Here is a 26519-nt window from a genome sequence, read left to right on the forward strand (position 1 = left end):
CACGCGGCGTCACCTGCGCGACTGGTGGAATACGCCAGGTGGCCGTAGCGTCGATGGCATCTGCTCGGACACGGCACGAACGGTGGGAGCGGCCATGCGCGGAACAGTGGCGGGAACGGCGGTGACCCTGGCGGCGGCGGCACTGCTGACGGCGGGGATGACGACGGCTTCGGCCAGCCCGCCGACCACGACCGCGTCACCGACGGCGACCACGTCACCGGCCGCGACGGCGCGGGGCTCGCGCGGGGACAGGGTGCTGGTGGACTGCTTCGCGCACCGCAATGTGCGCCCCACGGACTTCATCCTTGCCTGCGGCGACGGTAACAGCCGCCTCAAGGGGCTCCAGTGGTCGAGCTGGGGCACCGGCGGCGCCACGGGCACCGGCACGAACTGGGTGAACGACTGCAAGCCGTACTGCGCGGCCGGCACCTTCCACCCCTACCCGGTGGTCATCCGGCTGAGCGGTGACACGCAGTGGAAGAAGCACCCCTCCTTCGACCGCTTCACCCAGCTGACCCTGACCTACACCGGCGCGCGGCCGGAGGGCTTCCAGCGCGTGATGTCGTACCCGCTCTGGGACGGCCCCTCGTCACCGCAAGGCTGACAGCGCACCAGCGGCCGGGTCCGGCGAGGACCCGGCCGCTTCCCCGCGCGCTCAGGCGATCTCGACCAGCAGGTCGCCGCCCTCCACCTGCTGGATCCGGTTGATGGCCAGCCGGGACACCCGGCCCGCCTTCGGGGCCGTGATCGCGGCCTCCATCTTCATCGCCTCGATGGTGGCGACGGTGACACCGGCCTCGACCTCGTCGCCCTCGGCCACCGAGAGCGTCACCACACCGGCGAACGGCGCGGCCACCTGGCCGGGATTCGCCCGGTCGGCCTTCTCCGTCACCGGCACGTCCGAGGCCGCCGCCCGGTCGCGTACCTGGATGGGCCGCAGCTGGCCGTTGAGCGAGGACATCACCGTGCGCATACCGCGCTCGTCGGCCTCGCCGATCGCCTGGAGCTCGATCAGCAGCCGCACGCCGGGCTCCAGGTCGACGGCGTACTCCTTGCCCGGCCGCAGCCCGTAGAAGAACGCCTTGCTGTCCAGGACGCTCGTGTCGCCGTACGCCTGCCGGTGGGTGTCGAACTCCCTGGTGGGGGCCGGGAACAGCAGCCGGTTGAGGGTCGCCCTGCGGTCCTTGGCCAGCCCCTCCCGGTCCTCCGCGGACAGTTCGGGCACCGGCTTGGCCGCGGCGCGGCCCTTGAGCGCCTTGGTGCGGAACGGCTCCGGCCAGCCGCCGGGCGGAGTGCCCAGCTCCCCGCGCAGGAAGCCGATCACCGAGTCGGGGATGTCGAACCGGTCGGGGGTCTGTTCGAAGTCCGCGGGAGAGACCCCGGCGCCCACCAGGTGCAGGGCGAGGTCGCCGACTACCTTGGAGGACGGGGTGACCTTGACCAGTCGGCCCAGGATGCGGTCGGCGGCGGCGTACATGGCCTCGATGTCCTCGAAGCGGTCGCCGAGGCCGAGCGCGACGGCCTGGGTGCGCAGGTTGGACAGCTGCCCGCCGGGGATCTCGTGGTGATAGACCCGCCCGGTCGGCGCGGCGAGACCCGCCTCGAACGGCGCGTAGATCCGGCGCACGCCCTCCCAGTACGGCTCCAGGTCGCCGACCGCCTGGAGGTCGAGGCCGGTGGGCCGCTCGGAGTGGTCGGTGGCGGCCACGATCGCGGACAGGGACGGCTGCGAGGTCGTCCCGGCCATGGAGGCGACCGCGCCGTCCACCGCGTCCGCGCCCGCCTGGATCGCGGCGAGGTAGGTGGCGAGCTGGCCGCCCGCGGTGTCGTGGGTGTGCAGATGCACGGGCAGGTCGAACTCGCGGCGCAGCGCGGAGACCAGGGTGGCGGCGGCCGGGGCGCGCAGCAGTCCGGCCATGTCCTTGATGGCGAGGACATGGGCGCCCGCGTCGACGATCTGCTCGGCGAGCCGCAGGTAGTAGTCGAGGGTGTAGAGCCGCTCGCCGGGGTCGCTCAGGTCCCCGGTGTAGCAGAGGGCGACCTCGGCGATGGCGGTGCCGGTCTCGCGCACGGCCTCGATGGCGGGGCGCATCTGGCCGACGTCGTTGAGGGCGTCGAAGACGCGGAAGATGTCGATGCCGGTGGCGGCGGCCTCCTGGACGAAGGCGTCGGTGACCTCGGTCGGGTACGGGGTGTAGCCGACGGTGTTGCGGCCGCGCAGCAGCATCTGGAGGCAGATGTTGGGCACCGCCTCGCGCAGGGCGGCCAGCCGCTCCCAGGGGTCCTCGGCGAGGAAGCGCAGCGCGACGTCGTAGGTGGCGCCGCCCCAGCACTCCAGGGACAGCAGCTGGGGCAGGGTACGGGCGACGACCGGGGCGACGGCCAGCAGGTCCTTGGTGCGCACGCGGGTGGCGAGCAGCGACTGGTGGGCGTCGCGGAAGGTGGTGTCGGTGACGCCGATCGTCGGCGATTCACGCAGCCGGCGGGCGAAGCCCTCGGGACCGAGATCCACGAGGAGTTGGCGCGATCCGGCGGGCGGTTCACCGGCCGGCAGCGCGGGCAGCTTGGTCAACGGGTCGAACAGTTCGGGGCGTTCGCCGTGCGGCTTGTTCACCGTGACATCGGCGAGGTAGGTGAGCAGCTTGGTGCCGCGGTCCGCGGAGGAGCGGGCGGTGAGCAGGTGCGGGCGCTCCTCGATGAACGAGGTGGTGATCCGCCCGGCCTGGAAGTCCGGGTCGTCGAGGACGGCCTGGAGGAAGGGGATGTTGGTGGCCACGCCGCGGATGCGGAACTCGGCGACGGCGCGCCGGGCGCGGCCGATGGCGGCCTTGAAGTCCCGCCCCCGGCAGGTGAGTTTGACCAGCATCGAGTCGAAGTGGGCGCTGATCTCCGTACCGGCGTGGGTGGTTCCGCCGTCGAGCCGGATGCCGGAGCCGCCGGGCGAACGGTAGGCACTGATCGTGCCGGTGTCCGGGCGGAAGCCGTTGGCGGGGTCCTCGGTGGTGATACGGCACTGGAGCGCGGCCCCGTGCAGGGTGATGGTCTCCTGGGCGAGACCGAGGTCGGCGAGGGTCTCGCCGGCGGCGATCCGCAGCTGCGCCTGGACCAGGTCGACGTCCGTGACCTCCTCGGTGACGGTGTGCTCGACCTGGATGCGCGGGTTCATCTCGATGAAGACGTGGTTGCCGTCCCGGTCGAGCAGGAACTCCACGGTGCCCGCGTTGCGGTAGCCGATCTCGCGGGCGAAGCGCACGGCGTCGGCGCAGATCCGCTCGCGCAGCGCGGGGTCGAGGTTGGGGGCGGGCGCCAGCTCGATGACCTTCTGGTGGCGGCGCTGGAGCGAGCAGTCCCGCTCGAAGAGGTGGATGACGTTGCCCTCGCCGTCGGCGAGGATCTGCACCTCGATGTGGCGCGGGTCGACGACGGCCTTCTCCAGGAAGACGGTCGGGTCGCCGAAGGCGGAGGCGGCCTCGCGGGAGGCGGCCTCGATGGACTCGCGCAGCTGCGTGGGGTCCTCGACCCGGCGCATGCCGCGCCCGCCGCCGCCCGCGACCGCCTTCACGAACACGGGGAAGCCGATCTCCCCGGCGGCGCGCACCAGTTCGTCCACGTCGGTGGAGGGCTGGGAGGAGCCGAGCACCGGTACGCCGGCCGCGCGGGCGGCGGCGACCGCGCGCGCCTTGTTGCCGGTCAGCTCCAGCGTGGCCGTGCCGGGGCCGACGAAGGTGATGCCCGCCTCCTCGCAGGCGCGGGCCAGCTCCGGGTTCTCGGACAGGAAGCCGTAGCCGGGATAGACGGCGTCCGCCCCGGCCCGGCGGGCGGCGGACACGATCTCCTCGACGGAGAGGTAGGCGCGCACCGGGTGGCCCGGCTCGCCGATCTCGTAGGCCTCGTCGGCCTTGAGCCGGTGCAGCGAGTTGCGGTCCTCGTGCGGGAACACGGCGACGGTGCGCGCGCCGAGTTCGTAGCCCGCCCGGAACGCGCGGATCGCGATCTCTCCGCGGTTGGCGACCAGCACCTTACGGAACATCCTGGAATCCCTTCAGCTGCCTGGCGGCGACGAACGTCATGGTGACCGAGACCATGGTGGTCAGGACACGCCCTGCCCTGCCGTTTCCCGCGCAACCCTAGGGGCTGGCCGAACGCGGCCGTATGCGAAAACCATCACACCGAGGGTGTGGGCGGCGCCACAGGTGCGCGGGGCGGGTCGGGGCGGGTTCGGTCCGGGCGTGGTCGGTGTGCGGTGGCTTAGGCCGTGGCTCGGTCAGCGTTCGAGGGACGTCATCGCGGTGGTGGGGGCCCGGCCGCCGGCGGGGGCGGGTGCGGGGTGGGGGGACGCGGGGGCGGGGACGGCGGCGGGCACGGGGAGGATCGTAGGGGCCGCAGGGGCCGCAGGGGCCGCAGGGGCCGCAGGGGCCGCAGGGGCCGCAGGGGCCGCAGGGGATGGTCGAGGGGTGCGGGTGCGGGTGCGCAGTCGTTCGCGGCGGCCGTGCAGGAGGCCGAGGACGATGGCCGAGCCCACCGCGATCAGGTGTTCGCGCCCGGCGAGGTTGGGCACGGCGATCGACTCCCACACCATCGAGCCGCCGGTCAGGGTGAACACCACCGGGGCGCGCCGGACGACCGAGAGGTAGGTGAACAGGCCGACGACCGCCGCCGAGGGCCCGGTGTCCAGGACGTGCCCGCATTCGGCCGGCAGACCGAGGCCCCACCAGCCGGGGCCGATCCCGATCATCAGCCGGGCGACGAGGGTCCCGGCCAGCGTGGTGGCATAGGCGATCGCGAGGGTGCGGGAGCGGCCGAGGGTGAGTTCGGCGAGCGCGAAGGCCAGGAACAGCTGGGTGATGCCGGCCCAGACCGGCAGGTCGAGCGCCGGGACGTACAGCGACACGGGGGTGCGCAGCAGGGACAGCCACAGCGGCAGGTCGGCCTTGACGCCGCCGAGCCGGGTGACCCAGAGGGCGCCGGTGGGGTGCTGGGCGATGTCGTGGAAGAAGATGACGCCGAACGCGGCGACGAAGGCCAGCAGCAGCCCGGACAGCCCGCGCCGGGCGAGTTGCCGTACCGGGTCGACGACGATGGCCTGCCATTCGCCGCGCAGGGTGCGCCCGGTGAAGCGGGCGAGTCGGGCCGCTGCCGGGCGGAGCCGGTCGAGACGTCTTTCCGCGGTCATGAGACGGGACAGCCCGTCGCCTTCACCTTCGACGCACCTGTCATGCACATCGCCCCCTTCGGCCCGCGTCCGGTGGTCGACCGTACGAGGCTTTCCCCTACCCGCTCGTCTCCGGCAATCACCGGGTGACTGCCGTCGGTGTTCTCCGGGCCGTGTGGTCGCGCGGCCCAAGGGGACAGTTCAGCGACCCGCGCGACGGTCGTCAAGATCTTTAACGGGTGGGAAGCCCCACAGGCGGACGGAACGGAAAACTGGGACGGGAAGGCAACCTCCACCCCTCCGGACGCGTCATCCGAGTCGGATACTCCGGCCCCGGCCGAGCAGCACGGCGCAGGCTCCGGCGGTCAGCAGGCCGCCGGCGAGGAAGGTGCCGCGCACGGCCACGAGCGGCAGGAGCAGCGCGCCGAGGGCGGCGCCCGCCGCGATCCCGGCGTTGTAGGCGCCCGAACCGGCCGCGAGGGCGAGGTCCGTACGGCCGGGGGCGCAGATCAGCGTCTCGTGCTGGGCGGCCATGAACACCGGCCCGAGCGCGCCGCCCGTCAGGGCGAGGAACACCACCGCCGCAACCGGGTGCGCGCCGGTCGCGTACAGCCCGAGCATGCCGACCGCTTGGACGGCCACGGCACAGGTCAGCGCGGCGCGCGGGAAGCGGTCCAGCAGCGCTCCGGTGATCCCCACTCCGGCCAGGCACGCGGTGCCGAACACCACGAGAAGCAGGTCGACGGCGCCCGGCGAGAACCCGCTGACGGTGCCGAGGAACCGCACGATGTACGTGTATCCCGTGAACGCCCCGGTGGCGGACAGGGCGCCGGCCGCGAGCACGGTCGCGAAGCGGCGGCTGTCGGGGGCGGTGCCGTAGGCGGCGGACCCGGCCTCGGGGGGCGAGGTGGGGAGCAGCGCCGCGATCGTCGCCAGCGAGACGAGGCCCAGGGCGGCGAGCGCGCCCGTGGGCACCCGCCAGTCGGTGCGCCCGCCCAGCCAGGTACCGGCGGGCGCGCCGAGTACGAGGGCGAGCGAACCGGCGACGGACAGCGCCCCGATCACCCGCCCGCGCACCTCCGGCGCGAACAGGCCCACCGCGACCGGTCCCAGCACCGCCCAGAACAGCGCCTGGGCGAGCGCGGCCAGCAGCCGGGCCGCGAGCAGGAGGCCGTAGGAGCGGGCGGACGCGGCGAGCAGGCTGGAGATGACGAGCGCGGCCAGCAGAGCGGTGAGCACATGGCGCCGGGGCATCGCGCGCGTGCCGTGGGCGAGCGGCACGGACGCCAGGGCGACGGTCACGCCGTAGCCGGTGACCAGGAGACCGACCTCGGAGGGGGACACCCGCAGGCTCCGGGAGATCGCGTCCAGCAGGCCGACCGGCAGGCTCTCCGTCGTGTTGAAGGTGAAGGCGGCCAGCATCAGGGCGCCGAGCACGGCCGGGCCGCGCCAAGGGGCCGTTCGTCCGGTCCCGGCCCGTGCCGCCCGCTCGATGCCGTCCGCCGTGGTGTCCATGGCCCCAGCTCACCGGGGGCACGGGGTGCGGCGCAACGCGTTTACGGCCCGGACGGACACCGGCCCCGCCGTGCGCGGGGAGGCTTCCGGACCTCGTGACACGGCGGGGCAGGCGGTACGTGAGCAGACTGCCCTCGGAATCCGGGATTCAGTAGCGTGCGTATGGCATATTCACGCCCTGTGTCCGGCAAAGCCGCGCCAAGCGGCGCCCCCGGGTCAGCCGATGGCGTCCTCGGGCCGGTCGAGGGCGTCGTCGGCCGTGCCGCGCTCGCGCCGCCGGCGGCCCGTCACCCGGACCAGGTCCAGAGCCGCGGCCAGGGCGAGGACCCCGCACACCACCGCGAGGACGGTCAGCGGACCGCTGCCGGGACTGTCGCCGGGACCCTGGTGGGCGGACCAGAGGGCGAAGCCCACGGTGGCGGCGGTGAAGACGGGAAGGAAGAGGGCGGAGAGGATCAGGCGCAGGCGCAGGGCGCTGCGGGCGGTGGCCGGTTCGGTGCCGGCGGGTCCGGTGCCGGTGGCTCCCGTGTTAGCGGGTCCGGTGCCGGTGGGGGCGTGTGCGGGATCGTGCGCTGGAGTGCGCGCGGGGGCGGGGTGTGCGCGGCGCGCCGGTGGTGGCGTCCGTCCGTTCCGGTCATCAGCCATGACGGCCTCCTCGCGCCCGTGACGGCCCTTACGGGATCCCCGTCCGCGTAGCCCGGCGCGGCGCCCGCAAACCGGCTCCCGGCGGGGTCTGTGAGCAACCCCACGCGCCGGTCCAACTGCCGTACCCGTACACCGTTTTGAGCGTCGTTCGACCTGCCCGGCAGGGGTCTTGGCAGGCGCCCCTCCCCCGCCGTCTGTCACGATTGCCAACGCCCTGACCGGGTAGCCCGGCCGTGCAGCGCAGCCGGCTCGCGGGCACCGTCGGTCACTGCTCCCCACCCTTGTCGAGTACCCCTCCGTGTCCTTTTCCCCTGACGTGGCCGCACCCGTCTCGCGTGCGCCGTGGCGCTCGCTGCGGCACCGCGGTATGCGCTGTTGGTCGGTCGCCAACCTCGTCTCCAACGCCGGCACCTGGATGCAGCTCACCGTGCAGAACCTGCTGGTGCTGCACATCACGGGCTCCGCGGCGGCGACCGGTCTGTCGATGTCCGTGCAGGCGGCGCCCGCGCTGTTCGTGAGCCTGCTGGGCGGCGCGGCCGTGGACCGCTGGCCCCGGAAGCTGACGGTCGCGGTCAGCCAGGCGCTGCTGGGCGCGGTGGCCTTCACCATGGCGCTGCTGGTGGCCCTGGACCGGATCGACATGACGTCGCTGCTGGTGCTGGCCGCCGTGACCGGTGTGATCGCCACCGTGGACGGCCCGGCCTGCGCGCTGCTCGGCAACGACCTCGTGCCCATGGAGGACGTGCCGTCCGCGATCGGTGTCGGCGCCCTCGTGCACAGCGCGGGGCGGCTCGCGGGCACGGCGCTGGCCGGTGTGACGGTCGCCCTCCTCGGCACCGGCGCCGCGTACGCGGCCAATGGGCTGTCCTTCCTGTTCGTTGCGTCGGTGGTGCCGTTTCTGCGGCCCCTGCGCGCGGCCACCGAGCGGCCCGTGGCCGAGGTGCGCCGCGAGCCCGAGCCGGTGCGGACGAGCGCCCGTGAGGGCCTCGCGTACTTCGTGCGGCGGCCCCGCCTGATGGCGCTGGCCGGGATCACCGCGATCAGCTCCGTCTTCGGCCGCAACTACGGCCTCACCCTCGCCGTCCTGGTCACCGGGCCGCTGGCGGGGGGCGCCGGGTCGTTCGGCACCGTCTCCACGGTGCTGGCGGTCGGCGGCATCCTGGGCGCGGTGCTCGGCGCCCGGCTGCGCAGCCCCTCGGTGCGCACGGTAGGGCTGCTCGCGGCGGCGGGCGGGCTGCTCCAGGTGGTGGCCGGGCTGTCGCCGTCGCTCGCCGTGCTGCTGGTGCTGGTGCTGCCGATGGCCGTCGTGGAGTCCGTCTCGGACACCGCGGGCACGGCCGTGCTCCAGACCGATCCGCCCGCGCATCTGCGGGGCCGGGTGCTCGGGGTGTGGAGCACCATCGGCACCGTGTGGGGCCTCGGCGGCCCGCCGCTGCTGGGCCTGCTCATGCAGACGGCGGGCGCGCGCGGCGCCCTGGTCACGGGCGGTCTGCTGATCGCCGGGTCGGTGGCCGCGGGCCTGCTGCTGCGCCGCCGGGGCGGTCTGCTGCCGGTGGCGGCGGTGCCGGCGCCGGACGGGGACGTACCGCAGCGGGTGGCGCTGGGTACGGCGGCCTGATCCGCGGACGGGTGCCGGAGCGGCCGGTACCGGTCCTGCGCCGGATGACCGCTAGCTCCACGCCGAACGGCAGGCGCCAGCCACACTCCGGATGACCGCTGCCTCCACGCCGAACGGCAGGCGCCAGCCACACCCCGGATGACCGCTGCCTCCACCCCGAACGGCAGGCGCCAGCTTCACCCCGGATAGCCGCTGCCTCCACGCCGCGGGGGGCCATTTCTGACCTCGTTCCGGGTGGCCGGTGCCGACCTCGCTCCGGGTCGGCGGTGCCGATGTCACTCCGGGTGGCCTGGCAGGTGGTACACGTGGAAGGCCTGGCCGATCACCGGCTGGGCTACGTTGCGGACGCGGACACCGCCGCTGGTCATGCCGTGTTCGGTGCCGGCGTGGGCGTGGCCGTGGACGGCGAGGTCGGCGCCCGCCGTGTCGATGGCCTCCGCGAGCAGATAGCTGCCGAGGAACGGATAGATCTCCGGCGGCTCCCCCGCGAGGGTGTCGGGCACCGGCGAGAAATGCGTGAGGGCGATCCGCACGTCCGGGCTCCACTGCTCCAGGCCCTTCAGCGCGGCGTGCAGCGCGTCGGCGCAGCGGCGGGTGTAGCGGACGAACTCCTTCATCAGCGGCTCGCCGAACTCGCCCGCGCAGCGTCCGACGAAGCCGCCGCCGAACCCCTTGGTCCCGGCGACCCCGATGCGCGCGTCCCCCGCGGTGACGACGGCGGCTTGGCCCTCCAGGACGTGCGCGCCCGCGTCCCGGAGGATCGCGGTGACCTCCTCGGGGTGCTCGTCGTGGTGGTCGTGGTTGCCGAGGACGGCGACGACGGGCACCCCGAGGTCCTCGATCTCGCGGGCGACGACCGCGGCCTCCTCGGGGGTGCCGTGCCGGGTCAGGTCGCCGGCGAGCAGCAGGACGTCGGCGCACTCGGGCAGCGTCTCGAAGGAGGGGCGGAGTGTGCCCTGGCTGTCGGCGCCCATGTGGATGTCCCCGACGGCCGCGACGCGGATCATGTGAGGTCCTCTCCGTGGTCGGGCGAGGAGGTGCCGGCGACGAGCAGGTCACTGTGGACGGGGTGGTGCGCCAGCTCCTCGCGGGCCGTGGCCAGGATCTCGTCCCGGCACTCGGCGGACGGGACGGTGCCGGTGAGCAGGACGGTGTCGCCGCGCAGTTCCAGGCGTACGCCGAGTTCGCCGAGCCGTCCCGAGGCCAGGCGTTCGGCGAGGTGGGCGACGCGGTAGTCCAACTGGGTGTCCGGTGAGTTCGGGGCGTCGGTCATGGCCGGTCCTCACGGGGTTCGATCACGTTCAGGCGTTCGAGGAGGAAGAGGAAGGCGGCCGGCATCGGCTGGTCGCCGCAGGAGTCGCGGACCACGTCCCAGTCGACCTTCTCGCGCACGGCACGGGCGACCGGCAGCACGGCCCCGAAGTCGCAGTAGTGCTCGGAGAACGCGCTGATCAGGCTGCGGATGAGGTCGGTCGGGCAGAGCACCGGCATCAGCACCGAGTCGACGGGCAGGACGTGCGCCCGGTCGAGCCTGGCCTTGGTGACGGGCTCGTGGGCCAGCGCGAAGATGATGTCGACGTTCTGGCCGTGGCAGGTGGTCTTCAGCAGCCAGTCCTCGGGCGGGGTGCGGACCTCCAGCCCGGCCTCGCGCAGGGTGGCGGCCACGGCATCGGCGTCGTCCGGGAGCACGCAGAAGTCGGCGTCGTGCTGGAGGTAGCGGCTGCCGCCGTGCGCGTACACGGCGACGCTCCCGGCCAGCGCGAAGGGGTGGCCGGCTCGCTTGAGCAGGGCCCCGATCCGCTTGGCGGCCTCCAGGATGGCCTGACTGCGGTCGTGCGGCAGAGCGGGCGCTTCGGGCGCCGTACGGGTTTCCGGCTGCGGCTCGCATGCCGGTGGTGCTTGCGTCGTCCCCTCGGATTCCGCCGGGACAGGTGACCGCGGCCCCGGGCCAGGCTCCGGCCGGCCTTCCTGCTGCGGCTGCGTTCCGTGTTCCGGCAGGGCGTACGGCCGGTCGCCCGACGCCCGCGGCTGGGTCCCGTCCGTCGCGAGGCGCAGCCCGGCGGCCTCCGGTACGTCCTGCCGCCGCGCGGACGCGGCCTCCTCCCCGTTGTGCGGCATGGCCCTCCCTTCCCGGCACCTGCCCCGGCGACCTGGGCGGGCACCGGGGCTCGTACGGGTACCCGGCGCGACGGCGGCGACACCGGGGCGGCGGAACCGGGCGCGCGGCAGGACACGGCGGCAGCGCACGCCGCCGGCCGCCCCGGACGCCACCCCGAGATCCCCCATGCCCCGGCTCCGGGAGCCCCCTAGGGGCGCACCGTCAGGCGCAAGTGGCCGCCCGTCGCGGCCGGGAGCACGCTGGTAGGCATGAGATTCGGGCTCGGGTCGGCGGGCGGGCGGCGATTCTGGCAGTCCTCGCAGGCGTTGCTGCTGCTGCCGGTCACGCTCATCGTGGTGATCACGGTGGTGGACGTACAGGCGCCGGAGAGCGTCCACCTCGGTCCGGCCCTGGTGATCGCGCCCGCGCTGACCCCGTCCTTCGCCGGCCCCCGCACCACCGCCGCCGTCGGCGCGCTGGCCACGCTCGCGCAGATCGTGATCGGTCTCGCGCACGGCGGGATCGGCACCTCGAACCACATCGTGCAGGTCATCACCCTCGCGGTGCTCTCGGTGACCGTGGTGATCTACAGCGCCCTGCGCGAACGGCGCCAGGCCCAGCTGGCCCAGGTGCGCACGGTCGCCGAGGCCGCGCAGCACGTGCTGATGTGGCCGCTGCCCGAGCAGATCGGCCCGCTGCGGATCGCCTCGCTGTACCTGGCCGCGGAGGACGAGGCCCAGATCGGTGGCGACCTCTACGCGGCGACGGTGTGCGACAACGCCGTACGGGTGCTGATCGGGGACGTCCGCGGCAAGGGGCTGCCCGCCATCGGGGAGGCCGCGCTGCTGCTCAGCGCGTTCCGGGAGAGCGCCCACCGCCATCACTCGCTGCCGGACCTGGTCGACACGCTGGAGCAGAGCGTCACCCGGTACACCGCCGATCTGGAGCCGGAGGACGAGGCGAGCGAGCGGTTCGCCACCGCGCTGCTGGTGGAGATCCCGGACCGGGACCAGATCACCCGGATGACCAGCTGCGGGCATCCGCCGCCGCTGCTCCTGAGTCCGGGGCACGTGGTGACGGTGCCGAGCCTGCACCCCTCGCCGCCGCTCGGCGTGCAGGGGCTGCCGGCGAGCGTGGAGCACACGCTGGACGTCTTCTCCTTCGAGCCCGGTGACACGCTGCTGCTCTACACCGACGGGGTGGTCGAGGCGCGGGACGCCCGCGGCCGGTTCTATCCGCTGGCGGAGCGGGTGGCGCGGTGGACCGACGACACCCCCGAGGCGCTGCTGCACCACATCCGGCGCGATCTGCTCACCCACGCGGGGGGCCGCCTCGGCGACGACGCCGCGCTGATCGCGCTGCACCGCACCCCGGTCGAACGGCACCGCCACCACGGCCACGGCCGCGATCACGGTCGGGCGGCCGCACGGCAGGGCGCGGCGGGCGCCGAGCGGCCGTAGCCGCGCTCCCGGCCGCGGCCGGGAGCGGGGCCGTACGACCACGGGGCCGGGCCGGGCCGCCGGGTCGGTCGGGTCAGCCGGCCGGGCGGAGGTCGGTGATCTTCAGGGTCCGCAGGTCGGACTGGACGTCGATCCGGGTGACCTTGGCGCGCGGGCCGTCGCTCCAGGTGAGCGTCACCTGGCTGGTGGCGTGCCCGGCGCCCGAACCGGTGTAGGCCACCTGCCAGCGCACCGGCACGTTCTGGGCGAAGAGGATGCCGTCGGCGTGCTCCTGGGCCTCGTACGCGGTGACCTTCTTCTGGGCGGACGGGGAGAGGTAGAAGGCGCGCAGGGCCTTGGCCTCGGCGCCGGCGGCCTTGTCGTCGGCGGCCCAGACGGCGTCGATGTAGGCGCCGTAGAAGTCGGCGACGTGCTGGGTGGCATTGCGCGCGTCGCCCTGGACGACGGCGGCGGCGCGCGGGGTGGAGGGGCGGGCGAGGGCGGGCGTCACCGCGGCCAGGCTGAGGCCGGCGGCGAGGGCGAGGGCGGTGAACAGGGTCGTACGGCTGCGGACGGACATGTGTCTCGTTCCCCCGGTTTCGTGACGGACGGACTGATCACGGACGTTGACGGCTGGTAAGACCGTGTTTCAGCGAGGGCGGTTCCGGTGGTTTCCGGATGATTCACGGCATGCGGCACATCGGGAAAGGTTGCGTCGATTTCCGGTCCCGGCACGTGCCGATCCGGTCATGTATCCGGTTCTACCGTTCCTCCGGCAGCCGGGCGAGCCGGTCGAGGGCCATGCGGGTGCCCCGCTCGCCGTCCGCGTGGGGGACGGCGCCGGGAACGCCCTCGTGCAGGACGTCGATGCCGGGATCGGTGCGCCCGCCCGACGTGCCGGTGCCACCGCCCTGCTCGCAGGTGAGGGCGCGATCGCGGCGGGGTCGCTCAGGGCCCGGTAGACGGCCGAGGGGGGCCCGCGCGCACATGACGGGTGACTCGGGTGGCGTACACGGAGGCCCGCCATTCGGCGCCACGACCACCGCGTCGCCGACCGGCCGGGTGCGGCACGGCCCCGTCCCGGGCGGTGTGCCGTCCGCTGCGCACTGTCGGCCAACCGGTCCCCCCCACCACCACGCTCTGCCGGACGCTCCCCGCGCGAGGCCGGACGAAAGGCGCACGGCGATGGCTCCGCCCTCCCTCCCCCGACCGCTGCACCGCCCGCCCCCGGACACCGGAACGGACGAGTCGCCCCGCGCGGACGGGATGCCCTCCGCCGACCCGTCGCCCCGCGCGGATACTCCGCCCCCGAGGGGGACGATGTGGTGCGGGTGGCCTCCAAGCTGATCACCAACGTGTTGGTGCACGCGGGCGGCGCGCGGATCGCTAACCGGCTGCGCCGCACGGCCGGGCGCGGATGCGGATCGAGGTGGCGGACGAGATCACCGGGGGGGGCGGGCGCCGCGCTCCCCGCGACCCGCAGCCCCGGCCCCGGCCCCGGCCCCGGGGAGCAGCACGGGCGCGGGCTGCTCCTGATGGAGGCGCTGAGCCTCGCCTCGGAAGCGTCCCTCCCTTCCGACCGATCCACCCGTGTCGTCCGGACGGAACTGTCGTTCGCCTGGGGGAAGTCGCCTCAACCGGCGCGTCCGGACAGCCCGACGCCCCTCGAACCGCCGTCACGGACAGCCCCCCACCAGTTCGAAGGACCCTCCATGCACCACGCCACCCCCCTCGTCGACCCCTCCTGGACCCGCACCCGTCCGAAGCCCGGCTCCGAGGAGCAGCCCGGCTGAACCGTGCGCCACGCCCCCGTCGGCCCATGGGTTCTCTACGGCCCCGACATCGCGCCCCGCGTCGGCCGGTCGGCGCGCGCGTGAGCGAGCAACGCCTCGGCGGCGGACCGCAGTCGGACCGCCGCCGAGGCGCAGGCGGTCGCGTGCCGTTCCAGGGCCGGCCGGCTCCAGCCGGGTGCCGCCGGGCAGTCGCCGAGCGTGGTCGCGGTGGCGCGCAGGCGGCGGGCGTAGCCGTCCATCAGGTCGGCGTCGGCCCGCAACCGGCCGATGTGGGCGAGGAGTTCATCGGCCTGCGCGACGCGCGCCCCGGCGGACTCGGTCACCATGCGTACTCCCAACTAGGCTGCGTCGATACGGGACTTCAGCGCGCCAGCTCCGCGCCGCCGCCACGGTGCGCCATGAACTGCGGGCAGGCCAGCACGAAGAGGGGCCGGGCCCCGTCGATGCCGAGCCGGCGCAGCTGCCCGGCGAGGGGTTCTGCCGCCGCGGTGTCCAGCCGTACCCGGACGCCCGCGCCCGGATGCAGCCGGAGCCCCCCGTGGGCCCGGACCAGGGTGCGAACCGTCCCACTTCCCCGGCGGCCGTACAGGGCCCGGTCGGCGTCCGGGCAGCGCACCCCCGGCCCGAGGCGGCCCTCCACCACGAGGCCGAGGTCCTCCGAACGGGCCCGGATCTCCCGGCAGGTCAGGTCGGCCTCGGCGCGCATCGTGAACACCGGCTGCCCCCAGACCTCCCGCGCGACCACGCGGGCCGCCTCGGTGGTGACGCCGAGCGAGAGGACGTAACGGCCGGTGCGGCGCAGGTCGACGGGGCGCAGCAGATCGGTGACGGCGTCGTACGGACGCGGTCGCCACAGGTCGTCCACCAGCACGGACAGGGCGATCTCCGTGTACGGACCGATGGTGGTGCACCGGTGCTCGTGCACGGACAGCACCGCGAGGGCGCGGGGGCCGAGCCGGCTGGGCGTCAGCCAGTCCGCGTCGGGCAGCAAGCTGCGCGCGGCGGACGGGTCGACGGGGAAGCAGAGGTGCGCGGCGGCGGAGTCGTAGTACCGCACCGGCACGTCGACCGGGCCCACCGTGGTGCGCACGGGGGCGGTGGCGAGGGTGAGGAAGGGGTGCCCGGCGGGCGGGTGGGCGTGATTCGTGAGCCGGTAGGCCTGGGTGCGCACGACGGGGCCGCGGTAAGGCGCCAGCGCCTCGTCCAGGTCCGCGCGGGCCTCCGGGAGCAAGGTCCGCAGGTGCTCGATGTACTCGCGCAGGCGGTGGCACAGGGGGAACTCGCGGGTGGGCCCGGCGTATTCGACGTGGTAGCGGCCGGGACCGGGCGCCGGACGGGTGCGGTGGCCGTCGGGGGCGGCCACCAGGTCGTACTGGTTGGCGACGGTGGCGATCCAGGTGCGGGGGTCGGCGGGTTTGCGGTCGCCGGACGGGGCGCCCACGGCGATCGCGTGGGTGACGCGGTAGGTGCGGCAGAAGTCCTCGTCCTGGGCGAGGTTGAGGACCGCGTTGCCGCCCTCGCCGTGGCCGATCAGGGCGAGTTCGGCGCCGCGCGGGATGCCGTGCGCGGCCAGGGCGTGCACCAGGGAGCGGGTGTACGGGGAATCCGTCGCGCACAGGTCGCGCCAGGCGCCCACGAGGTCCTGCGGGGCGTCGTCGCGGGGGCGGCCGGGGGCCGCGCCGGGTGCCTGGACCACATAGCGGACGACGCCGTCGGGCCCGCGCACGTTCTGCACGAGGATCCGCCCGTCGGTGGCCAGCGCCTCGATGTTGCGCAGGAAACCGAGGAGGGAGCCCTCGGTGGCGACGATCCGCCGCCGCTGGTCGGTGAGGTCGGCGGCCTCGGCGCCGCCTTCGGGGGTGCTGCCGTGGTCGGGCGGCCCGTCCAACAGGGCGTGCACGGCGAGGAGTTCGGATATCAGCGGGGCGAGCCCGGACAGCGCGCGCTGGGCCGTGCGGTCCCTGAGCAGGGCGCGCAGGGCCCGTACGGCGTGCTGGTCGCGGTCGGCGGCGATGGCCCGGTTCAGCAGGCGCATTCCGGGGGTGCGCGCCAGTTCGGGATGGTCGGCGAGTACGGCGGTGACGCGCAGCCGCAGGGAGGTGAGCCCCGCCAGCGCGGCCAGGTTCTCCGCGCCGCGCGCCCGGCCCGCGAGGCCGAGGGCGCGGGCCATGGTGCCGCGCGGACCGGTGCCCGCGGGGGCGCCGAGGCCCGGTGCCGCGGTCAGGGCCCGCAGCAGGGCCCGGCATCCGGCGAGGCCGGTGCGGGGGTGGCGGCGGGTGGTGGCGGCCAGTTCGGGGGCGGTGAGAGTGGTGGCGGTGCGTTCGGACACCGCGCGGATGCCCTCGGCGATCTCCAGCACGTCCCGCGCGCAGTCGCGCAGCACGTCTCCCGGCTCCGGACCGCCCGGCGCGGGCCGTCCGGGTGCGGTGCCGTCCGCTCGCATCCGACGCTCCCTCGGCTCGACGACGTTCGACGGCTGCGGTCGCGTCGGCGGGACGCGACCCGCGTCCATCGTGTGCCAGCCCCACCGGCCCCGCACCTTCGTCCGGGGTGGCGACGGGGGCGGCGGGCGGGGTGTGGCGCCGGGCGCACGCCGTGGGGTGAAGGCCGGCGGGCGCGGGGCCCTCGGGCCAGGCCGTACTTTCCCGACGGGTCCGGGTCACTCGTGTGGCCTAGAGGTGCCGGGGGCGGGCGGGTCAGGGGCTCTCAGGGGCAGGGCGGCCGTCGGGGGCCTGGGGGTACGGCGGTCACGTGGGCCGGGCGGGGTGGGCGCCGGGGGCCGGTGTCCGGCGCCCGTGTCCGCGTCGGTCAGACGTCCCCCCGCCGCAGCCGGTAGGCCGCCCCCGCCAGCGCCAGCGCGGTCCAGCCGAGGAAGACCAGCAGCCCGGCGCCGGGAGACAGCGCGGTGGCGTCGTGCGTGAGGGCGTACATCGCCTGGCCCGCGTTGCTCGGCAGATAGGGGCCGATGTCGTCCTGCCAGGAGCTGGGCAGCAGGGAGGCGAGGCCGGGGACGAGCATGAAGGTGGCGACCAGGACGGAGATGCCGCCGGCCACCGAGCGCAGCAGCGCGCCCAGGGCCGTACCGATGACGCCGACGAGGCCGAGGTAGAGCCCGGCGCCCAACAAACCTCGTACGACGCCCGCGTGACCGATCGTCAGGGCGGCGGACGTGTCCGAGACGATCCGGCCGCCGGCGAGGAAGGCGGCGAACGCGCCGGCCGTGCCGAGGACCAGCGCGACCAGACCGTACACCGCCGCCTTGGACCACAGCACGGGCAGCCGGCGGGGCACCGCCGCCATGGTGGAGCGGATCAAGCCGGTGGAGTACTCCCCCGCCGTGACCAGCACGCCCAGGACACCGAGGGCGAGTTGGGCGAAGTTGGCGCCGAAGAGGGAGAGGCTGAGGGCCGTGGAGCGGGCGAAGTCCTTGTCCATGCGGGGCGAGCCGGTCATGGACCGGAAGCGGTAGGCGGCGATGACGCCGAAGACGACGAGGAACAGCAGTCCCAGGCCGAGGGTGATCCAAGTGGAGCGCAGGGACCAGAGTTTGGCCCATTCGGAGGCGAGGACGCGGCGCCCGGTCACCCGGTAGGCGGGGCGGCCGGGCGCGGCCCCGGCGTTCCCCGCGGCCGGGGCGGATTCGGTGAGGGTGCTCATGCGGCGCTCCCGGTGCGGTCGGCGCCGGCCGTGGCCACGGCGGCGTCGGTGCCGGTCGTGGTGCCGTGGTACTCGACGGCGTCCCTGGTCAGTTCCATGAAGGCCGACTCCAGCGTCACTGCCCTGGTGCTCAGTTCGAACAGGGGGATGCCGTGCTTGGCGGCCGTCAGCCCGATCTGCCGGGCGCTCACCCCGCTGACCTGGAGTTCCTCCGAGCCGACCCGTCCGGTGATCTCCACGCCCGGCCCGGCGAGCACCTCCCGCAGCCGCCCCGGGTCGTCGGTGGCGACCCGTACGGTGTCCCCGCCCGCCGCGCGGACCAGCTCCCGTACGGTCGTGTCGGCGAGCAGCCGCCCGCGGCCCACGACGATGAGATGGTCCGCGACCTGGGCGACCTCGCTCATCAGGTGGGAGGAGACGAAGACCGTCCGGCCCTCGGCGGCGAGCGAGGTGAGCAGGTTGCGGATCCACAGGACGCCCTCGGGGTCGAGGCCGTTGACCGGCTCGTCCAGCATCACCGTGCGGGGGTCGCCGAGCAGGGCCGCGGCGATGCCGAGCCGCTGGCCCATGCCGAGCGAGAAGGAGCCGGCCCGCTTGTCCGCGACGCTGCCGAGCCCGGCGAGTTCGATGACCTCCTCGACGCGGCGGCGCGGGATGCCGTGGGTCAGCGCGAGCGCCCGCAGATGCTGGTAGGCCGAGCGGCCGGGGTGCACGGACCTGGCCTCCAGCAGGGCGCCGACCTCCTGGAGCGGGGCACGGTGCTCGGCGTAGCGGCGGCCGTTGACGGTGACGGAGCCGCTCGTCGGGGCGTCGAGGCCGACGATCATGCGCATGGTGGTGGACTTCCCGGCGCCGTTCGGGCCCAGGAACCCGGTGACGGTGCCGGGTTCGACGACGAAGTCCAGTGCGTCGACCGCCGTCTTCTCGCCGTATCTCTTGGTCAGTCGTCGTGCCTCGATCATGCGGGCTCCCTCTTTCGCGGACCGCGGCGTCCGTCGCGCCCTCGCGGGCAGCGGCGTCCGTCACGTCTGACGTCTCATCCGCCACGCTAGGCGCCGAAACCCCGCGAACCCGAGGTGATGGGGGCTGAACGGGGCAGAGGGGGTGGTACAAGGGGGTATTACGCCGATCCGCCGCACCGGTGCGGGCCGCGGTGGTGACGCCGGAGCGCCGCGCCGTCCACGCGGGCGCTCACGCGGGCGTCCGGGCCGGCGGCAGCGTGGGTGGCCGCGGTGGCGGCGGCCGTGGTCCGCTCGGCCGTGCGCGCGGTGACGACCATCCGCTCGCTGTCGGAGGCGGCCTCGGCGAGGCTCGCGCAGCACAGTGCGAGCAGCGCGGCGCCGGCCACGACCGGCAGGGCGCGCGGCGGCGGGGGCGGGGCCAGCAGGGCGCGTACCCGCTGCGGCACGGGCCCGCCGGTCGCGGCCAGCGCGGGCCGGTCCTCGGCGGCGGCGGTGGCCAGGGCGGCGCGGCCGACGGCGCGGGCGACCACCGCCCGGCTGCCCACGTGCGCGGCGGCGGCCTCGTCCGCCCAGCGTTCCAGGACGAAGCCGCCCGCGTCGGCGAGCGGTCGCAGCAGCGGGGTGACGGCGGCGGTGAGCCGCCACAGGGCGAGGTAGAGGTGGTGCCGGCCGCGCAGATGGGCGCGTTCGTGGGCGAGCAGGGCGGCGCGCTCGTGGTCGCCCAGGCAGCGCAGCATGCCGCGGGAGACCACGATCCGGCCGGGCGCGCCGGGCAGCGCGAAGGCCCGCGGCGCCTCCTCGTCGAGGACGGCCAGTTCGGTGCCGCCGGGCAGCGCCGCGGCCTCCCGCCGGGCCCACCGCAGGTGCCGGGTCGCCCGTACGGCGGCCACGGCGAGCGAGCCGGTCCCGGCGGCCAGGCCGAGCGCGCCGAGTACCGCGACGGCGAGGGAGACCGGGTCGGCGGCGCGCAGCGCGGCCACCGACCAGTGGCCCTGCTCGGCGACCTCGGGGATCTGGGCGAGCGCGGTGAAGGCCAGCAGCGCGAGCGAGCCGAGCCAGCCGCCCGCGGTGACCGTCGCCGCGCAGGCCAGGGAGCGGGCGGCGGCGCGGGGCGGTAGCCGGCGGGCGGCGCGCGGGGCGAGCACGGCGAGGACGACGGTCACCAGCAGCGGTACGTAGACGGTGAAGGTCACCCGGTCACGGCTCCCCGGCGGGGCGGTCTTGGCCGGGCCCGGTGAGCAGCCGCTGGAGCACCTGCTCGTCCTCGGCGGAGAGTCCGGAGACGAACCGGCCGAGTACCGCCTCCCGGTCCGGACCGCGGTCCAGCAGGGTGCGCATCCGGGCGGCGATGTCGGACGCCTCGTCCCGCGCGGGGGCGTAGGCGTGGCCGCGGCCCTCGCGGTGCCGGACCAGCATGCCCTTGTCGTGCAGGCGGGACAGGATGGTCAGCACGGTGGTGTACGCCAGGTCGCCGGGCAGCGCGCCCAGGACCTGCCGGGCGGTCAGCGGCCCGTCCGCGGCCCAGAGCACGGCCAGCACGCCGCTCTCCAGTTCGCCGCGTGCCCTGCGGCCGGACGGTTCCCCGGCCGTCCCGCTCCCTCGCTCGCGCATCCGCCCCCCTCCCGCCGGTCCCCGGACTCTCCCGCCCCCCGGAGTCGTGGGGGTCCGGCGCACCACCCTATCCGGCTGCTCCTACACGTCGTACGAGCCCGTCTCCCCTGGGCGCGAGCGGCCGGTTCAGACGGACAGGTTCGCCGCGAGGGTGGCGCCGAGTTCCCAGCATGCCTCCGTGTCGGCCCGGCCGGGTTCACCCGTGACGGTGACCGGTTCGGCCGCGCGGCGCCAGCCGAGGCCGGTGGTGATGGTGTCGAGGGCGCGCACCGCGCCGGTGACGTCGCTGCCGCCGTGGACGTAGTAGCCGAAGGGACGGCCGCGGGTCTCGTCCAGGCAGGGGTAGTAGATCTGGTCGAAGAAGTGCTTGAGGGCGCCGGAGAGGTAGCCGAGGTTCGCGGGGGTGCCGAGCAGGTAGCCGTCGGCTTCGAGGACGTCGGCGGCGGTGGCCGCGAGGGCCGCGCGGCGCACGACCCGGACGCCCTCGATCTCGGGTGCCGTGGCGCCGGAGACGACGGCCTCGAACAGGGCCTGGCAGTTGGGCGACGGGGTGTGGTGGACGATCAGCAAGGTGGGCACACCCGCACCCTGCCGGGTCGGACGCGCGGTGCGCAAACGGGGCTTCGCCGCTCGCCGTTGTGGCGTGCCGCGCGGGGTGCGAGGATGCCGGGCGGCGGTGCCGAACACGTTGCCGCCGTACATGTCGGTGCCGAAGACGTCGGCGCCGTGCGCGTCGGTGCCGTACACGTCGGGTGCCGCGCGGCGCGGTGGCGCGCGGGCCGGTGCCGCGCGACGGGAGGAGCCGTGGTGGGCGAGGACGAGCGCCGGGTGCCGGCGGCCGTGGTGTTCGACGCGCTGGGTCTCGACTACGAGCGGGCGTTCGCCTCCTCCGCGGCGCACCGGGCGTCCCTGCGGTGGCTGCTGGAGCGGCTGGCGCCGGGCAGCCGGGTGCTGGACGCGGGCTGCGGGACCGGGCGGCCGACGGCCGAGACGCTCGCGGCGGCGGGGCACCGGGTGCTCGGCGTCGATGTGTCCCCGGTGATGGCCGAGCTGGCCGCGCGGCAGGTGGCGGGCGCCGAGTTCCGCCGGGCCGACATCCGCGAACTCCCGCTGGAGGAGGGGGCGTTCGACGCGGCCTGCGCCTACTTCTCGCTGCTCCAGATGGACCGGGCCGAGCAGGAGGCCGTGGTGGGCCGGCTCGCGCGGGCGGTACGGCCCGGCGGGTTCGTGGTGCTGGCGACCGTACCCGTGGACATCGAGGGCGCCGAGGGGCTGTTCATGGGGCAGCCGGTGCGGGTCACGAGCTTCGGCGCGGACGAGTTCAGGGACATGGCGGGCCGGGCCGGTCTTGCCGTACTGGCCGAGGAGCACGCGGAGTTCGCGCCGTCGTACCCCGCGGCCGTACCGGAGCCGCACCTGTTCCTGCACTGCCGGCGGTCCGCGCCGTAGCCTCTGGTCTTCCTCAAGCCGCTTGGTCCACCGGGCGGTTGGCGTCCAGGATGATGACCATGACGGGAATCGCGGTTCTGAACAGGAAGCACAACCACGTGCTGGTCACCCGGGACGCGGACGTGGTGGCCGCGGCGCTGCGCGGGGCACTCGCGGAGGCGCCGGCGGGGGAGCGGCCGGGTCTCGAGCGGGCCGTCGCGCTGGTCGAGTCGACCGCGGAGGCCACCGAGGCCGAGCTGCGCGCCGACTGGACCCGCGGCCGGCTGGCCGCCGTCGGCTTCACGGGGGACCTCTCCTCGGTCGCGGCGACGAAGGCACTGCGCCAGGCGGAACCGAGGCTGAGCCTGCTCGCCGCGGTCCAGCTCCAGAAGGAGGCCCTGACCCATCCGGAGTGATCCGGGCGGGGGTCCTCCGGGCTCGGGGGCCTCCAGGAGCGCCATAAGGCACCCCTGGAGAGGTCATAAGATGTCCTTATGAGGTCATAGGCGGGACCCGCGTACCAACTTAGGTCTGCCTTAGCTTAGGCTTCCCGATCGAGTCGACTGTTTCACTCGAAGGGAACCTGATCATGCCGCGCCCCCTGCGGGTAGCCATCGTCGGAGCCGGCCCCGCCGGGATCTACGCCGCCGACGCCCTGCTCAAGTCCGAGGTGGCCGCCGACCCCGGCGTGTCCATCGACCTCTTCGAGCGCATGCCCGCCCCCTTCGGCCTGATCCGCTACGGTGTCGCGCCGGACCACCCGCGCATCAAGGGCATCGTCACCGCCCTGCACCAGGTGCTGGACAAGCCGCAGATCCGCCTGTTCGGCAACGTCGACTACCCGACGGACATCAGCCTGGACGACCTGCGCACCTTCTACGACGCGGTGATCTTCTCCACCGGCGCCATGGCCGACCGCGCGCTGTCCATACCCGGCATCGACCTGGACGGCTCCTACGGCGCCGCCGACTTCGTCTCCTGGTACGACGGCCACCCGGACGTACCGCGCACCTGGCCGCTGGAGGCCGAGAAGGTCGCGGTGCTCGGCGTCGGCAACGTGGCCCTGGACGTGGCCCGCATCCTCGCCAAGACCGCGGACGAACTGCTGCCGACCGAGATCCCGCAGAACGTCTACGACGGTCTGAAGGCCAACAAGGCCCTGGAGATCCACGTCTTCGGCCGCCGGGGCCCCGCGCAGGCCAAGTTCAGCCCGATGGAGCTGCGCGAACTGGACCACTCCCCCAACATCGAGGTCATCGTCGACCCCGAGGACATCGATTACGACGCCGGTTCGATCGAGACCCGGCGCGGCAACAAGCAGGCCGACATGGTCGCCAAGACGCTGGAGAACTGGGCGATCCGGGACGTCGGCGACCGGCCGCACAAGCTGTTCCTGCACTTCTTCGAGTCCCCCGCGGAGATCCTCGGCGAGGACGGCAAGGTCGTCGGGCTGCGCACCGAGCGCACCGCCCTCGACGGCACCGGCAACGTCAAGGGCACCGGCGAGTTCAAGGACTGGGACGTCACCGCCGTCTACCGCGCGGTCGGCTACCTCTCCGAGAAGCTGCCCAAGCTGCCCTGGGACCTCGCCTCGGGAACCGTCCCGGACGAGGGCGGCCGGGTCATCGAGGAGGGCGGCACACACCTGACGTCCACCTACGTCACCGGCTGGATCCGGCGCGGCCCCGTCGGTCTCATCGGCCACACCAAGGGCGACGCCAACGAGACGGTGGCCAACCTGCTCGCCGACCACGCGGAGGGACGGCTGCACACCCCCGCCTCGCCCGCGCCGGAGGCCGTCGACGCCTTCCTCGCCGAGCGCGAGGTCCGCTACACCACGTGGGAGGGCTGGTACCGCCTCGACGCCGCCGAGCGCGCCTTGGGCGAGCCGCAGGGCCGCGAGCGCGTGAAGATCGTCGAGCGGGAGGACATGCTGCGCGAGAGCGGCGCGTAGGCGCTCCGCGCACTGCCCCGGCCGGGGCTGAGCTCCGGCCGTTGCGGGGTGGGTGGCACGCGGGTGCGGGCTCGTCGGGGCTGGTCGCGCGGTTCCCCGCGCCCCTGGGGGATCGCCCTGCCGTCGGCCGAGAAGCCGCCGTGTCCGAAAGGTCCGCGAGGACGGCCCGGCGCACAGGCCGACCGCCCCGCGCTCATGCCCCGCACATTTCGCGGGTGCGGGGCGCGGGCGCGCACCGGCGCGCATCGCACGGCGCGAGCAAGTCGCGCACCCCGGCGGAAGCGGCTCGCGCGCGCCGGGCGAAGGCTCCCGCGCGGCCCACGGGAAGGACCCGCGCCGCGCGCGGGCGCCGGGCCGTCTACGTTTCGCCGCGGCGAGCGGTGATACTGGAAGGCGCACCCGCCCCCATCAGCAGATTGGCCTATGTCGAACTCCGCCACCGACCGCGCCCCCCTTCCGCAGTCCGTATGGGCGGCCCGCGGCCGTCACACCGGCCCGGCCCCCGACGACGTCGTCCGCCGCACCCTGCGCCGGCACAAGGAGAGCGGGGACATCGACGACTTCGCGGAGCCCTCCGTTTCCGAGGACGCCTCCGGCGGCGACGCGCCGTCCACGGTCTTCGAGGCCCGCTGGCGGGTGGGCGGCACGGTGACCGTGCGGGCCCGGCTCACCCTCGTACCCCGGCACGGCAAGCCGCAGGGGCACGAGTGGCGGCTCGTCGCGGAGGCCGAGCGGCCCTGGGACGAGGGCTGGCCCTCGCCCGCCACGCTGTTCTGGCCCGAGGGCGGCACCGGCGACGACGGCTCCTGGGACCACCACCCCACGGTCGCGGGCCTGCGCTTCCGGCAGGTCAACGCGCTGCCCGTGGACGACAAGGAGATGCGCCGGCGGCTGCGGGAAGCGGCCCGTGAGGCCTGGTGCGTCAATCTGGTCGTGCACGAGGCCATGACGCCCGACGAGCAGGGCAAACTGCCGCTCGCCCGGCTGCTGCCGCCCGGTCTGAGGCACCGCGTGGTCGAGCACCGCGCCGCCCCGCACCAACTGCGCGGCGTCAACTGGGCGTTGAAGGACCTCGGCGTCGAGGTACCGCGCGGCGGCGCCGTACTCCTGCCGCCGAACCCGGCCCCGGAGGACTACGACAGCGAGCCGCACCGGGTGCGCAGCGTCTTCCTGGACGGCTCCGAGCCGCCGGAACTCCTCGCCGCGCTGCGGCACTTCATCGCGCTGCCCCGGCCCGCGCCACAGGAGGCGGCCGAGGCGCTGGCGGACCTCAGGGACAACTGGACCCTGATGACCCACCAGGAGGAGCTGGACCGGGAACGCCGGCTCGTCGCGATGTACGCCGAGGCGCTGGAGGCCATGACGAAGTCGCGGGACCTGTACAAGCAGGCCGCCGAGCAGGCCCTGGAGGCGCTGGCCGCCTACCGTGACGTACCGGCGCCCGCCCTGCCGCAGCAGCGGCCCGCCGTCAAGGCGCCCGCACCGCTCCAGCAACTCACCCGGACCTTCGAGCGACTGCGGCTCCCCGGTCTCCCCGGTCTTTCCGGCCGGGCGAAGACCGCCCCCGCACACACCGCCGACGGCGCGGACCCGCCGTCCCCCGACCTGCCGTCGTAAGGCCCCCGTGCCGCGCAAGGAGCCCCGATGGACACCACCACCCTGCTGCTGATCCTCGCCGCCGTCGTCGCCGCGGGCCTGTTCGCCGGTGCCGTCGCGCTGCTGGTGCGCCTGGTGCGTACCCGGCGGACGCTGCTGCGGGCCGGGCTGCCCACGGGTCCGCGCTGGGTGTTCTGGGGCGCGGTGGCGTATCTGCTGCTCCCGGCCGATCTGCTGCCCGACCCCATCTACCTGGACGACATCGGCGTCCTGCTGCTCGCCCTGCGCAGCATGCGCGCCGCGCGCCCGGAGGACCCCCGGCTCCCCTGAACCGGCCGGGTACCGGATCATGGTGCGATGCGGACCGTGTTCACCGGGATCTCCGACGCTCCCGCCGCCCCGGACGTCGCCGTCGTGGTGGACGTGATGCGCGCGTTCACCGTGGCCGCCTCGGCGCTGCACCGTGGTGCCGAGCGGATCGTGTTCGCCCGGACGCGGGAGGAGGCGCTGGCCCTCAAGGCCCGCGATCCCGGCCGGCTCGCCTTCCAGGACGGGGCGCCTGCGCCGGGCTTCGACCTCGCCAACTCGCCCGCGCGACTGCGCTCACTCGACGTGCGCGGCCGCACGATCGTGCAGAAGACCACCGCCGGTACGACGGGGGCACTGGCCGTGGCGGACGCCGGGCTCGTGCTGTGCGCGAGCTTCCTGGTGGCCGGGGCGACCGCCGGGGTGCTGCGCCGGGCCGGGGCGCGGACGGTGACCTTCGTCGTCACCGGGGAGGACGGGCGGGCCGAGGAGGACCGGGCCTGCGCCGAGTACATCGCCGCCCTGGTGCGAGCCGCCGACCCCGATCCCAGTCCCTATCTGGAACGGGCCCGCCGCTCCGCCGCCGCGGCGGAACTCACGGAGGGGGTGCGGCGGGGGTGGCCGGGGGTGCATCCCGAGGATGTCGAGCTGTGCCTGGACGCGGACAGCGTGCCGTTCGCGATGGTGGCCGCCCCGACGGACGGCCACCTGGTGCTGCGGCCCTTGGCGCCCGACGCCCGCTGAC

General features: G+C 74.7%; 25 protein-coding genes. 9 read left to right on the forward strand and 16 right to left on the reverse strand.

Features of this window, described 5'->3' with window-relative positions; translation table 11 throughout:
- The first annotated feature begins 94 nt into the window (after window positions 1–94).
- On the forward strand, window positions 95–604 hold the full coding sequence (locus ACE4Q9_RS01935) for a hypothetical protein (protein ID WP_397982436.1): 510 nt from the start codon (window positions 95–97) through the stop codon (window positions 602–604).
- Window positions 605–655: 51 nt separating this feature from the next.
- On the opposite strand, the gene ACE4Q9_RS01940 is transcribed toward ACE4Q9_RS01935, so the two are convergent.
- From ACE4Q9_RS01940 to ACE4Q9_RS01955, 4 genes are all read right to left on the reverse strand, one after another.
- Window positions 656–4030: a pyruvate carboxylase gene (locus ACE4Q9_RS01940; protein WP_397982437.1), complete on the reverse strand. Its 3375-nt coding sequence runs from the start codon at window positions 4028–4030 to the stop codon at window positions 656–658.
- 234 nt (window positions 4031–4264) lie between these two features.
- Window positions 4265–5173, reverse strand: coding sequence for a hypothetical protein (locus ACE4Q9_RS01945; RefSeq protein WP_397982438.1), 909 nt, complete (start codon window positions 5171–5173; stop codon window positions 4265–4267).
- Between the two features lie 288 nt (window positions 5174–5461).
- Window positions 5462–6574 carry an MFS transporter gene (locus ACE4Q9_RS01950; RefSeq protein ID WP_397987089.1) on the reverse strand — a complete coding sequence of 371 codons (1113 nt, stop codon included), beginning with the start codon at window positions 6572–6574 and terminating at the stop codon, window positions 5462–5464.
- A gap of 309 nt (window positions 6575–6883) precedes the next feature.
- The gene (locus ACE4Q9_RS01955) at window positions 6884–7312 is read right to left on the reverse strand and encodes a DUF6343 family protein (protein ID WP_397982439.1); all 429 of its coding nucleotides are present in this window, start codon (window positions 7310–7312) and stop codon (window positions 6884–6886) included.
- Window positions 7313–7664: 352 nt separating this feature from the next.
- Between ACE4Q9_RS01955 and ACE4Q9_RS01960 the strand changes: the two genes are divergently transcribed.
- On the forward strand, window positions 7665–8930 hold the full coding sequence (locus ACE4Q9_RS01960) for an MFS transporter (RefSeq protein ID WP_397987090.1): 1266 nt from the start codon (window positions 7665–7667) through the stop codon (window positions 8928–8930).
- A 275-nt stretch (window positions 8931–9205) separates the two neighbouring features.
- On the opposite strand, the gene ACE4Q9_RS01965 is transcribed toward ACE4Q9_RS01960, so the two are convergent.
- Genes ACE4Q9_RS01965 through ACE4Q9_RS01975 form a run of 3 tightly spaced genes read right to left on the reverse strand, consistent with a single transcriptional unit; the run spans window position 9206 to window position 11048 of the window.
- Entirely contained in the window at window positions 9206–9937 is a 732-nt protein-coding gene (locus ACE4Q9_RS01965) for a metallophosphoesterase (protein ID WP_397982440.1), read from the reverse strand.
- Window positions 9934–10203, reverse strand: coding sequence for a BON domain-containing protein (locus ACE4Q9_RS01970; protein ID WP_397982441.1), 270 nt, complete (start codon window positions 10201–10203; stop codon window positions 9934–9936). The genes ACE4Q9_RS01965 and ACE4Q9_RS01970 overlap by 4 nt, the downstream gene beginning before the upstream one ends.
- Window positions 10200–11048 (reverse strand): hypothetical protein, encoded by an 849-nt coding sequence (locus tag ACE4Q9_RS01975; protein ID WP_397982442.1) that lies wholly within the window; start codon window positions 11046–11048, stop codon window positions 10200–10202. Before ACE4Q9_RS01975 ends, ACE4Q9_RS01970 begins: the two co-directional genes overlap by 4 nt.
- A gap of 249 nt (window positions 11049–11297) precedes the next feature.
- Between ACE4Q9_RS01975 and ACE4Q9_RS01980 the strand changes: the two genes are divergently transcribed.
- Window positions 11298–12488, forward strand: coding sequence for a PP2C family protein-serine/threonine phosphatase (locus tag ACE4Q9_RS01980; protein ID WP_397982443.1), 1191 nt, complete (start codon window positions 11298–11300; stop codon window positions 12486–12488).
- Between the two features lie 73 nt (window positions 12489–12561).
- Here the strand turns inward: ACE4Q9_RS01980 and ACE4Q9_RS01985 are convergent, their stop codons facing one another.
- The 9 genes from ACE4Q9_RS01985 to ACE4Q9_RS02025 form a co-directional block, all read right to left on the reverse strand.
- A complete protein-coding gene (locus ACE4Q9_RS01985; protein WP_397982444.1) occupies window positions 12562–13047 on the reverse strand; it encodes a hypothetical protein in 486 nt (161 codons plus the stop codon).
- A gap of 181 nt (window positions 13048–13228) precedes the next feature.
- Window positions 13229–13456 carry a hypothetical protein gene (locus ACE4Q9_RS01990; protein WP_397982445.1) on the reverse strand — a complete coding sequence of 76 codons (228 nt, stop codon included), beginning with the start codon at window positions 13454–13456 and terminating at the stop codon, window positions 13229–13231.
- Window positions 13457–14295: 839 nt separating this feature from the next.
- The gene (locus tag ACE4Q9_RS01995) at window positions 14296–14586 is read right to left on the reverse strand and encodes a hypothetical protein (RefSeq protein ID WP_397982446.1); all 291 of its coding nucleotides are present in this window, start codon (window positions 14584–14586) and stop codon (window positions 14296–14298) included.
- A 35-nt stretch (window positions 14587–14621) separates the two neighbouring features.
- Window positions 14622–16703, reverse strand: a complete 2082-nt coding sequence (locus tag ACE4Q9_RS02000; RefSeq protein ID WP_397982447.1) for an acetoacetate decarboxylase family protein — start codon at window positions 16701–16703, stop codon at window positions 14622–14624.
- A 365-nt stretch (window positions 16704–17068) separates the two neighbouring features.
- Window positions 17069–17917: an ABC transporter permease gene (locus ACE4Q9_RS02005; RefSeq protein ID WP_397982448.1), complete on the reverse strand. Its 849-nt coding sequence runs from the start codon at window positions 17915–17917 to the stop codon at window positions 17069–17071.
- The gene (locus ACE4Q9_RS02010) at window positions 17914–18879 is read right to left on the reverse strand and encodes an ABC transporter ATP-binding protein (protein ID WP_397982449.1); all 966 of its coding nucleotides are present in this window, start codon (window positions 18877–18879) and stop codon (window positions 17914–17916) included. Before ACE4Q9_RS02010 ends, ACE4Q9_RS02005 begins: the two co-directional genes overlap by 4 nt.
- Before the next feature lie 158 nt (window positions 18880–19037).
- Window positions 19038–20072 (reverse strand): M56 family metallopeptidase, encoded by a 1035-nt coding sequence (locus ACE4Q9_RS02015; RefSeq protein ID WP_397982450.1) that lies wholly within the window; start codon window positions 20070–20072, stop codon window positions 19038–19040.
- A gap of 4 nt (window positions 20073–20076) precedes the next feature.
- A complete protein-coding gene (locus ACE4Q9_RS02020) occupies window positions 20077–20490 on the reverse strand; it encodes a BlaI/MecI/CopY family transcriptional regulator (protein ID WP_397982451.1) in 414 nt (137 codons plus the stop codon).
- 126 nt (window positions 20491–20616) lie between these two features.
- The gene (locus ACE4Q9_RS02025; protein ID WP_397987091.1) at window positions 20617–21069 is read right to left on the reverse strand and encodes a flavodoxin family protein; all 453 of its coding nucleotides are present in this window, start codon (window positions 21067–21069) and stop codon (window positions 20617–20619) included.
- A 228-nt stretch (window positions 21070–21297) separates the two neighbouring features.
- On the opposite strand from ACE4Q9_RS02025, the gene ACE4Q9_RS02030 reads away from it, so the two are divergent.
- The 6 genes from ACE4Q9_RS02030 to ACE4Q9_RS02055 all read left to right on the forward strand — a co-directional run bounded on the left by ACE4Q9_RS02030 (window position 21298) and on the right by ACE4Q9_RS02055 (window position 26518).
- On the forward strand, window positions 21298–21939 hold the full coding sequence (locus ACE4Q9_RS02030; RefSeq protein ID WP_397982452.1) for a class I SAM-dependent methyltransferase: 642 nt from the start codon (window positions 21298–21300) through the stop codon (window positions 21937–21939).
- Between the two features lie 59 nt (window positions 21940–21998).
- Entirely contained in the window at window positions 21999–22334 is a 336-nt protein-coding gene (locus ACE4Q9_RS02035) for a hypothetical protein (RefSeq protein WP_397982453.1), read from the forward strand.
- Between the two features lie 173 nt (window positions 22335–22507).
- A complete protein-coding gene (locus tag ACE4Q9_RS02040) occupies window positions 22508–23872 on the forward strand; it encodes an FAD-dependent oxidoreductase (RefSeq protein WP_397982454.1) in 1365 nt (454 codons plus the stop codon).
- 423 nt (window positions 23873–24295) lie between these two features.
- Entirely contained in the window at window positions 24296–25489 is a 1194-nt protein-coding gene (locus tag ACE4Q9_RS02045; protein WP_397982455.1) for a hypothetical protein, read from the forward strand.
- A 27-nt stretch (window positions 25490–25516) separates the two neighbouring features.
- A complete protein-coding gene (locus tag ACE4Q9_RS02050; RefSeq protein WP_397982456.1) occupies window positions 25517–25798 on the forward strand; it encodes a DUF1232 domain-containing protein in 282 nt (93 codons plus the stop codon).
- 27 nt (window positions 25799–25825) lie between these two features.
- Window positions 25826–26518: a 2-phosphosulfolactate phosphatase gene (locus tag ACE4Q9_RS02055; RefSeq protein ID WP_397982457.1), complete on the forward strand. Its 693-nt coding sequence runs from the start codon at window positions 25826–25828 to the stop codon at window positions 26516–26518.
- Window position 26519 lies beyond the last annotated feature (1 nt).

It is taken from the genome of Streptomyces sp. AM6-12 (assembly GCF_044327085.1).
In the GTDB taxonomy this organism is placed as follows: domain Bacteria; phylum Actinomycetota; class Actinomycetes; order Streptomycetales; family Streptomycetaceae; genus Streptomyces.

Excerpts from the sequence above, each read along its gene's own strand:
- ACE4Q9_RS01935 (WP_397982436.1), top strand. The coding sequence starts at position 95 with ATGCGCGGAACAGTGGCGGGAACGGCGGTGACCCTGGCGGCGGCGGCA.
- ACE4Q9_RS01940 (WP_397982437.1), bottom strand. The coding sequence starts at position 4,030 with ATGTTCCGTAAGGTGCTGGTCGCCAACCGCGGAGAGATCGCGATCCGC.
- ACE4Q9_RS01945 (WP_397982438.1), bottom strand. The coding sequence starts at position 5,173 with ATGACCGCGGAAAGACGTCTCGACCGGCTCCGCCCGGCAGCGGCCCGA.
- ACE4Q9_RS01950 (WP_397987089.1), bottom strand. The coding sequence starts at position 6,574 with ATGCTGGCCGCCTTCACCTTCAACACGACGGAGAGCCTGCCGGTCGGC.
- ACE4Q9_RS01955 (WP_397982439.1), bottom strand. The coding sequence starts at position 7,312 with ATGGCTGATGACCGGAACGGACGGACGCCACCACCGGCGCGCCGCGCA.
- ACE4Q9_RS01965 (WP_397982440.1), bottom strand. The coding sequence starts at position 9,937 with ATGATCCGCGTCGCGGCCGTCGGGGACATCCACATGGGCGCCGACAGC.
- ACE4Q9_RS01970 (WP_397982441.1), bottom strand. The coding sequence starts at position 10,203 with ATGACCGACGCCCCGAACTCACCGGACACCCAGTTGGACTACCGCGTC.
- ACE4Q9_RS01975 (WP_397982442.1), bottom strand. The coding sequence starts at position 11,048 with ATGCCGCACAACGGGGAGGAGGCCGCGTCCGCGCGGCGGCAGGACGTA.
- ACE4Q9_RS01980 (WP_397982443.1), top strand. The coding sequence starts at position 11,298 with ATGAGATTCGGGCTCGGGTCGGCGGGCGGGCGGCGATTCTGGCAGTCC.
- ACE4Q9_RS01985 (WP_397982444.1), bottom strand. The coding sequence starts at position 13,047 with ATGTCCGTCCGCAGCCGTACGACCCTGTTCACCGCCCTCGCCCTCGCC.
- ACE4Q9_RS01990 (WP_397982445.1), bottom strand. The coding sequence starts at position 13,456 with ATGTGCGCGCGGGCCCCCCTCGGCCGTCTACCGGGCCCTGAGCGACCC.
- ACE4Q9_RS01995 (WP_397982446.1), bottom strand. The coding sequence starts at position 14,586 with ATGGTGACCGAGTCCGCCGGGGCGCGCGTCGCGCAGGCCGATGAACTC.
- ACE4Q9_RS02000 (WP_397982447.1), bottom strand. The coding sequence starts at position 16,703 with ATGCGAGCGGACGGCACCGCACCCGGACGGCCCGCGCCGGGCGGTCCG.
- ACE4Q9_RS02005 (WP_397982448.1), bottom strand. The coding sequence starts at position 17,917 with ATGAGCACCCTCACCGAATCCGCCCCGGCCGCGGGGAACGCCGGGGCC.
- ACE4Q9_RS02010 (WP_397982449.1), bottom strand. The coding sequence starts at position 18,879 with ATGATCGAGGCACGACGACTGACCAAGAGATACGGCGAGAAGACGGCG.
- ACE4Q9_RS02020 (WP_397982451.1), bottom strand. The coding sequence starts at position 20,490 with ATGCGCGAGCGAGGGAGCGGGACGGCCGGGGAACCGTCCGGCCGCAGG.
- ACE4Q9_RS02035 (WP_397982453.1), top strand. The coding sequence starts at position 21,999 with ATGACGGGAATCGCGGTTCTGAACAGGAAGCACAACCACGTGCTGGTC.
- ACE4Q9_RS02040 (WP_397982454.1), top strand. The coding sequence starts at position 22,508 with ATGCCGCGCCCCCTGCGGGTAGCCATCGTCGGAGCCGGCCCCGCCGGG.
- ACE4Q9_RS02045 (WP_397982455.1), top strand. The coding sequence starts at position 24,296 with ATGTCGAACTCCGCCACCGACCGCGCCCCCCTTCCGCAGTCCGTATGG.
- ACE4Q9_RS02050 (WP_397982456.1), top strand. The coding sequence starts at position 25,517 with ATGGACACCACCACCCTGCTGCTGATCCTCGCCGCCGTCGTCGCCGCG.
- ACE4Q9_RS02055 (WP_397982457.1), top strand. The coding sequence starts at position 25,826 with ATGCGGACCGTGTTCACCGGGATCTCCGACGCTCCCGCCGCCCCGGAC.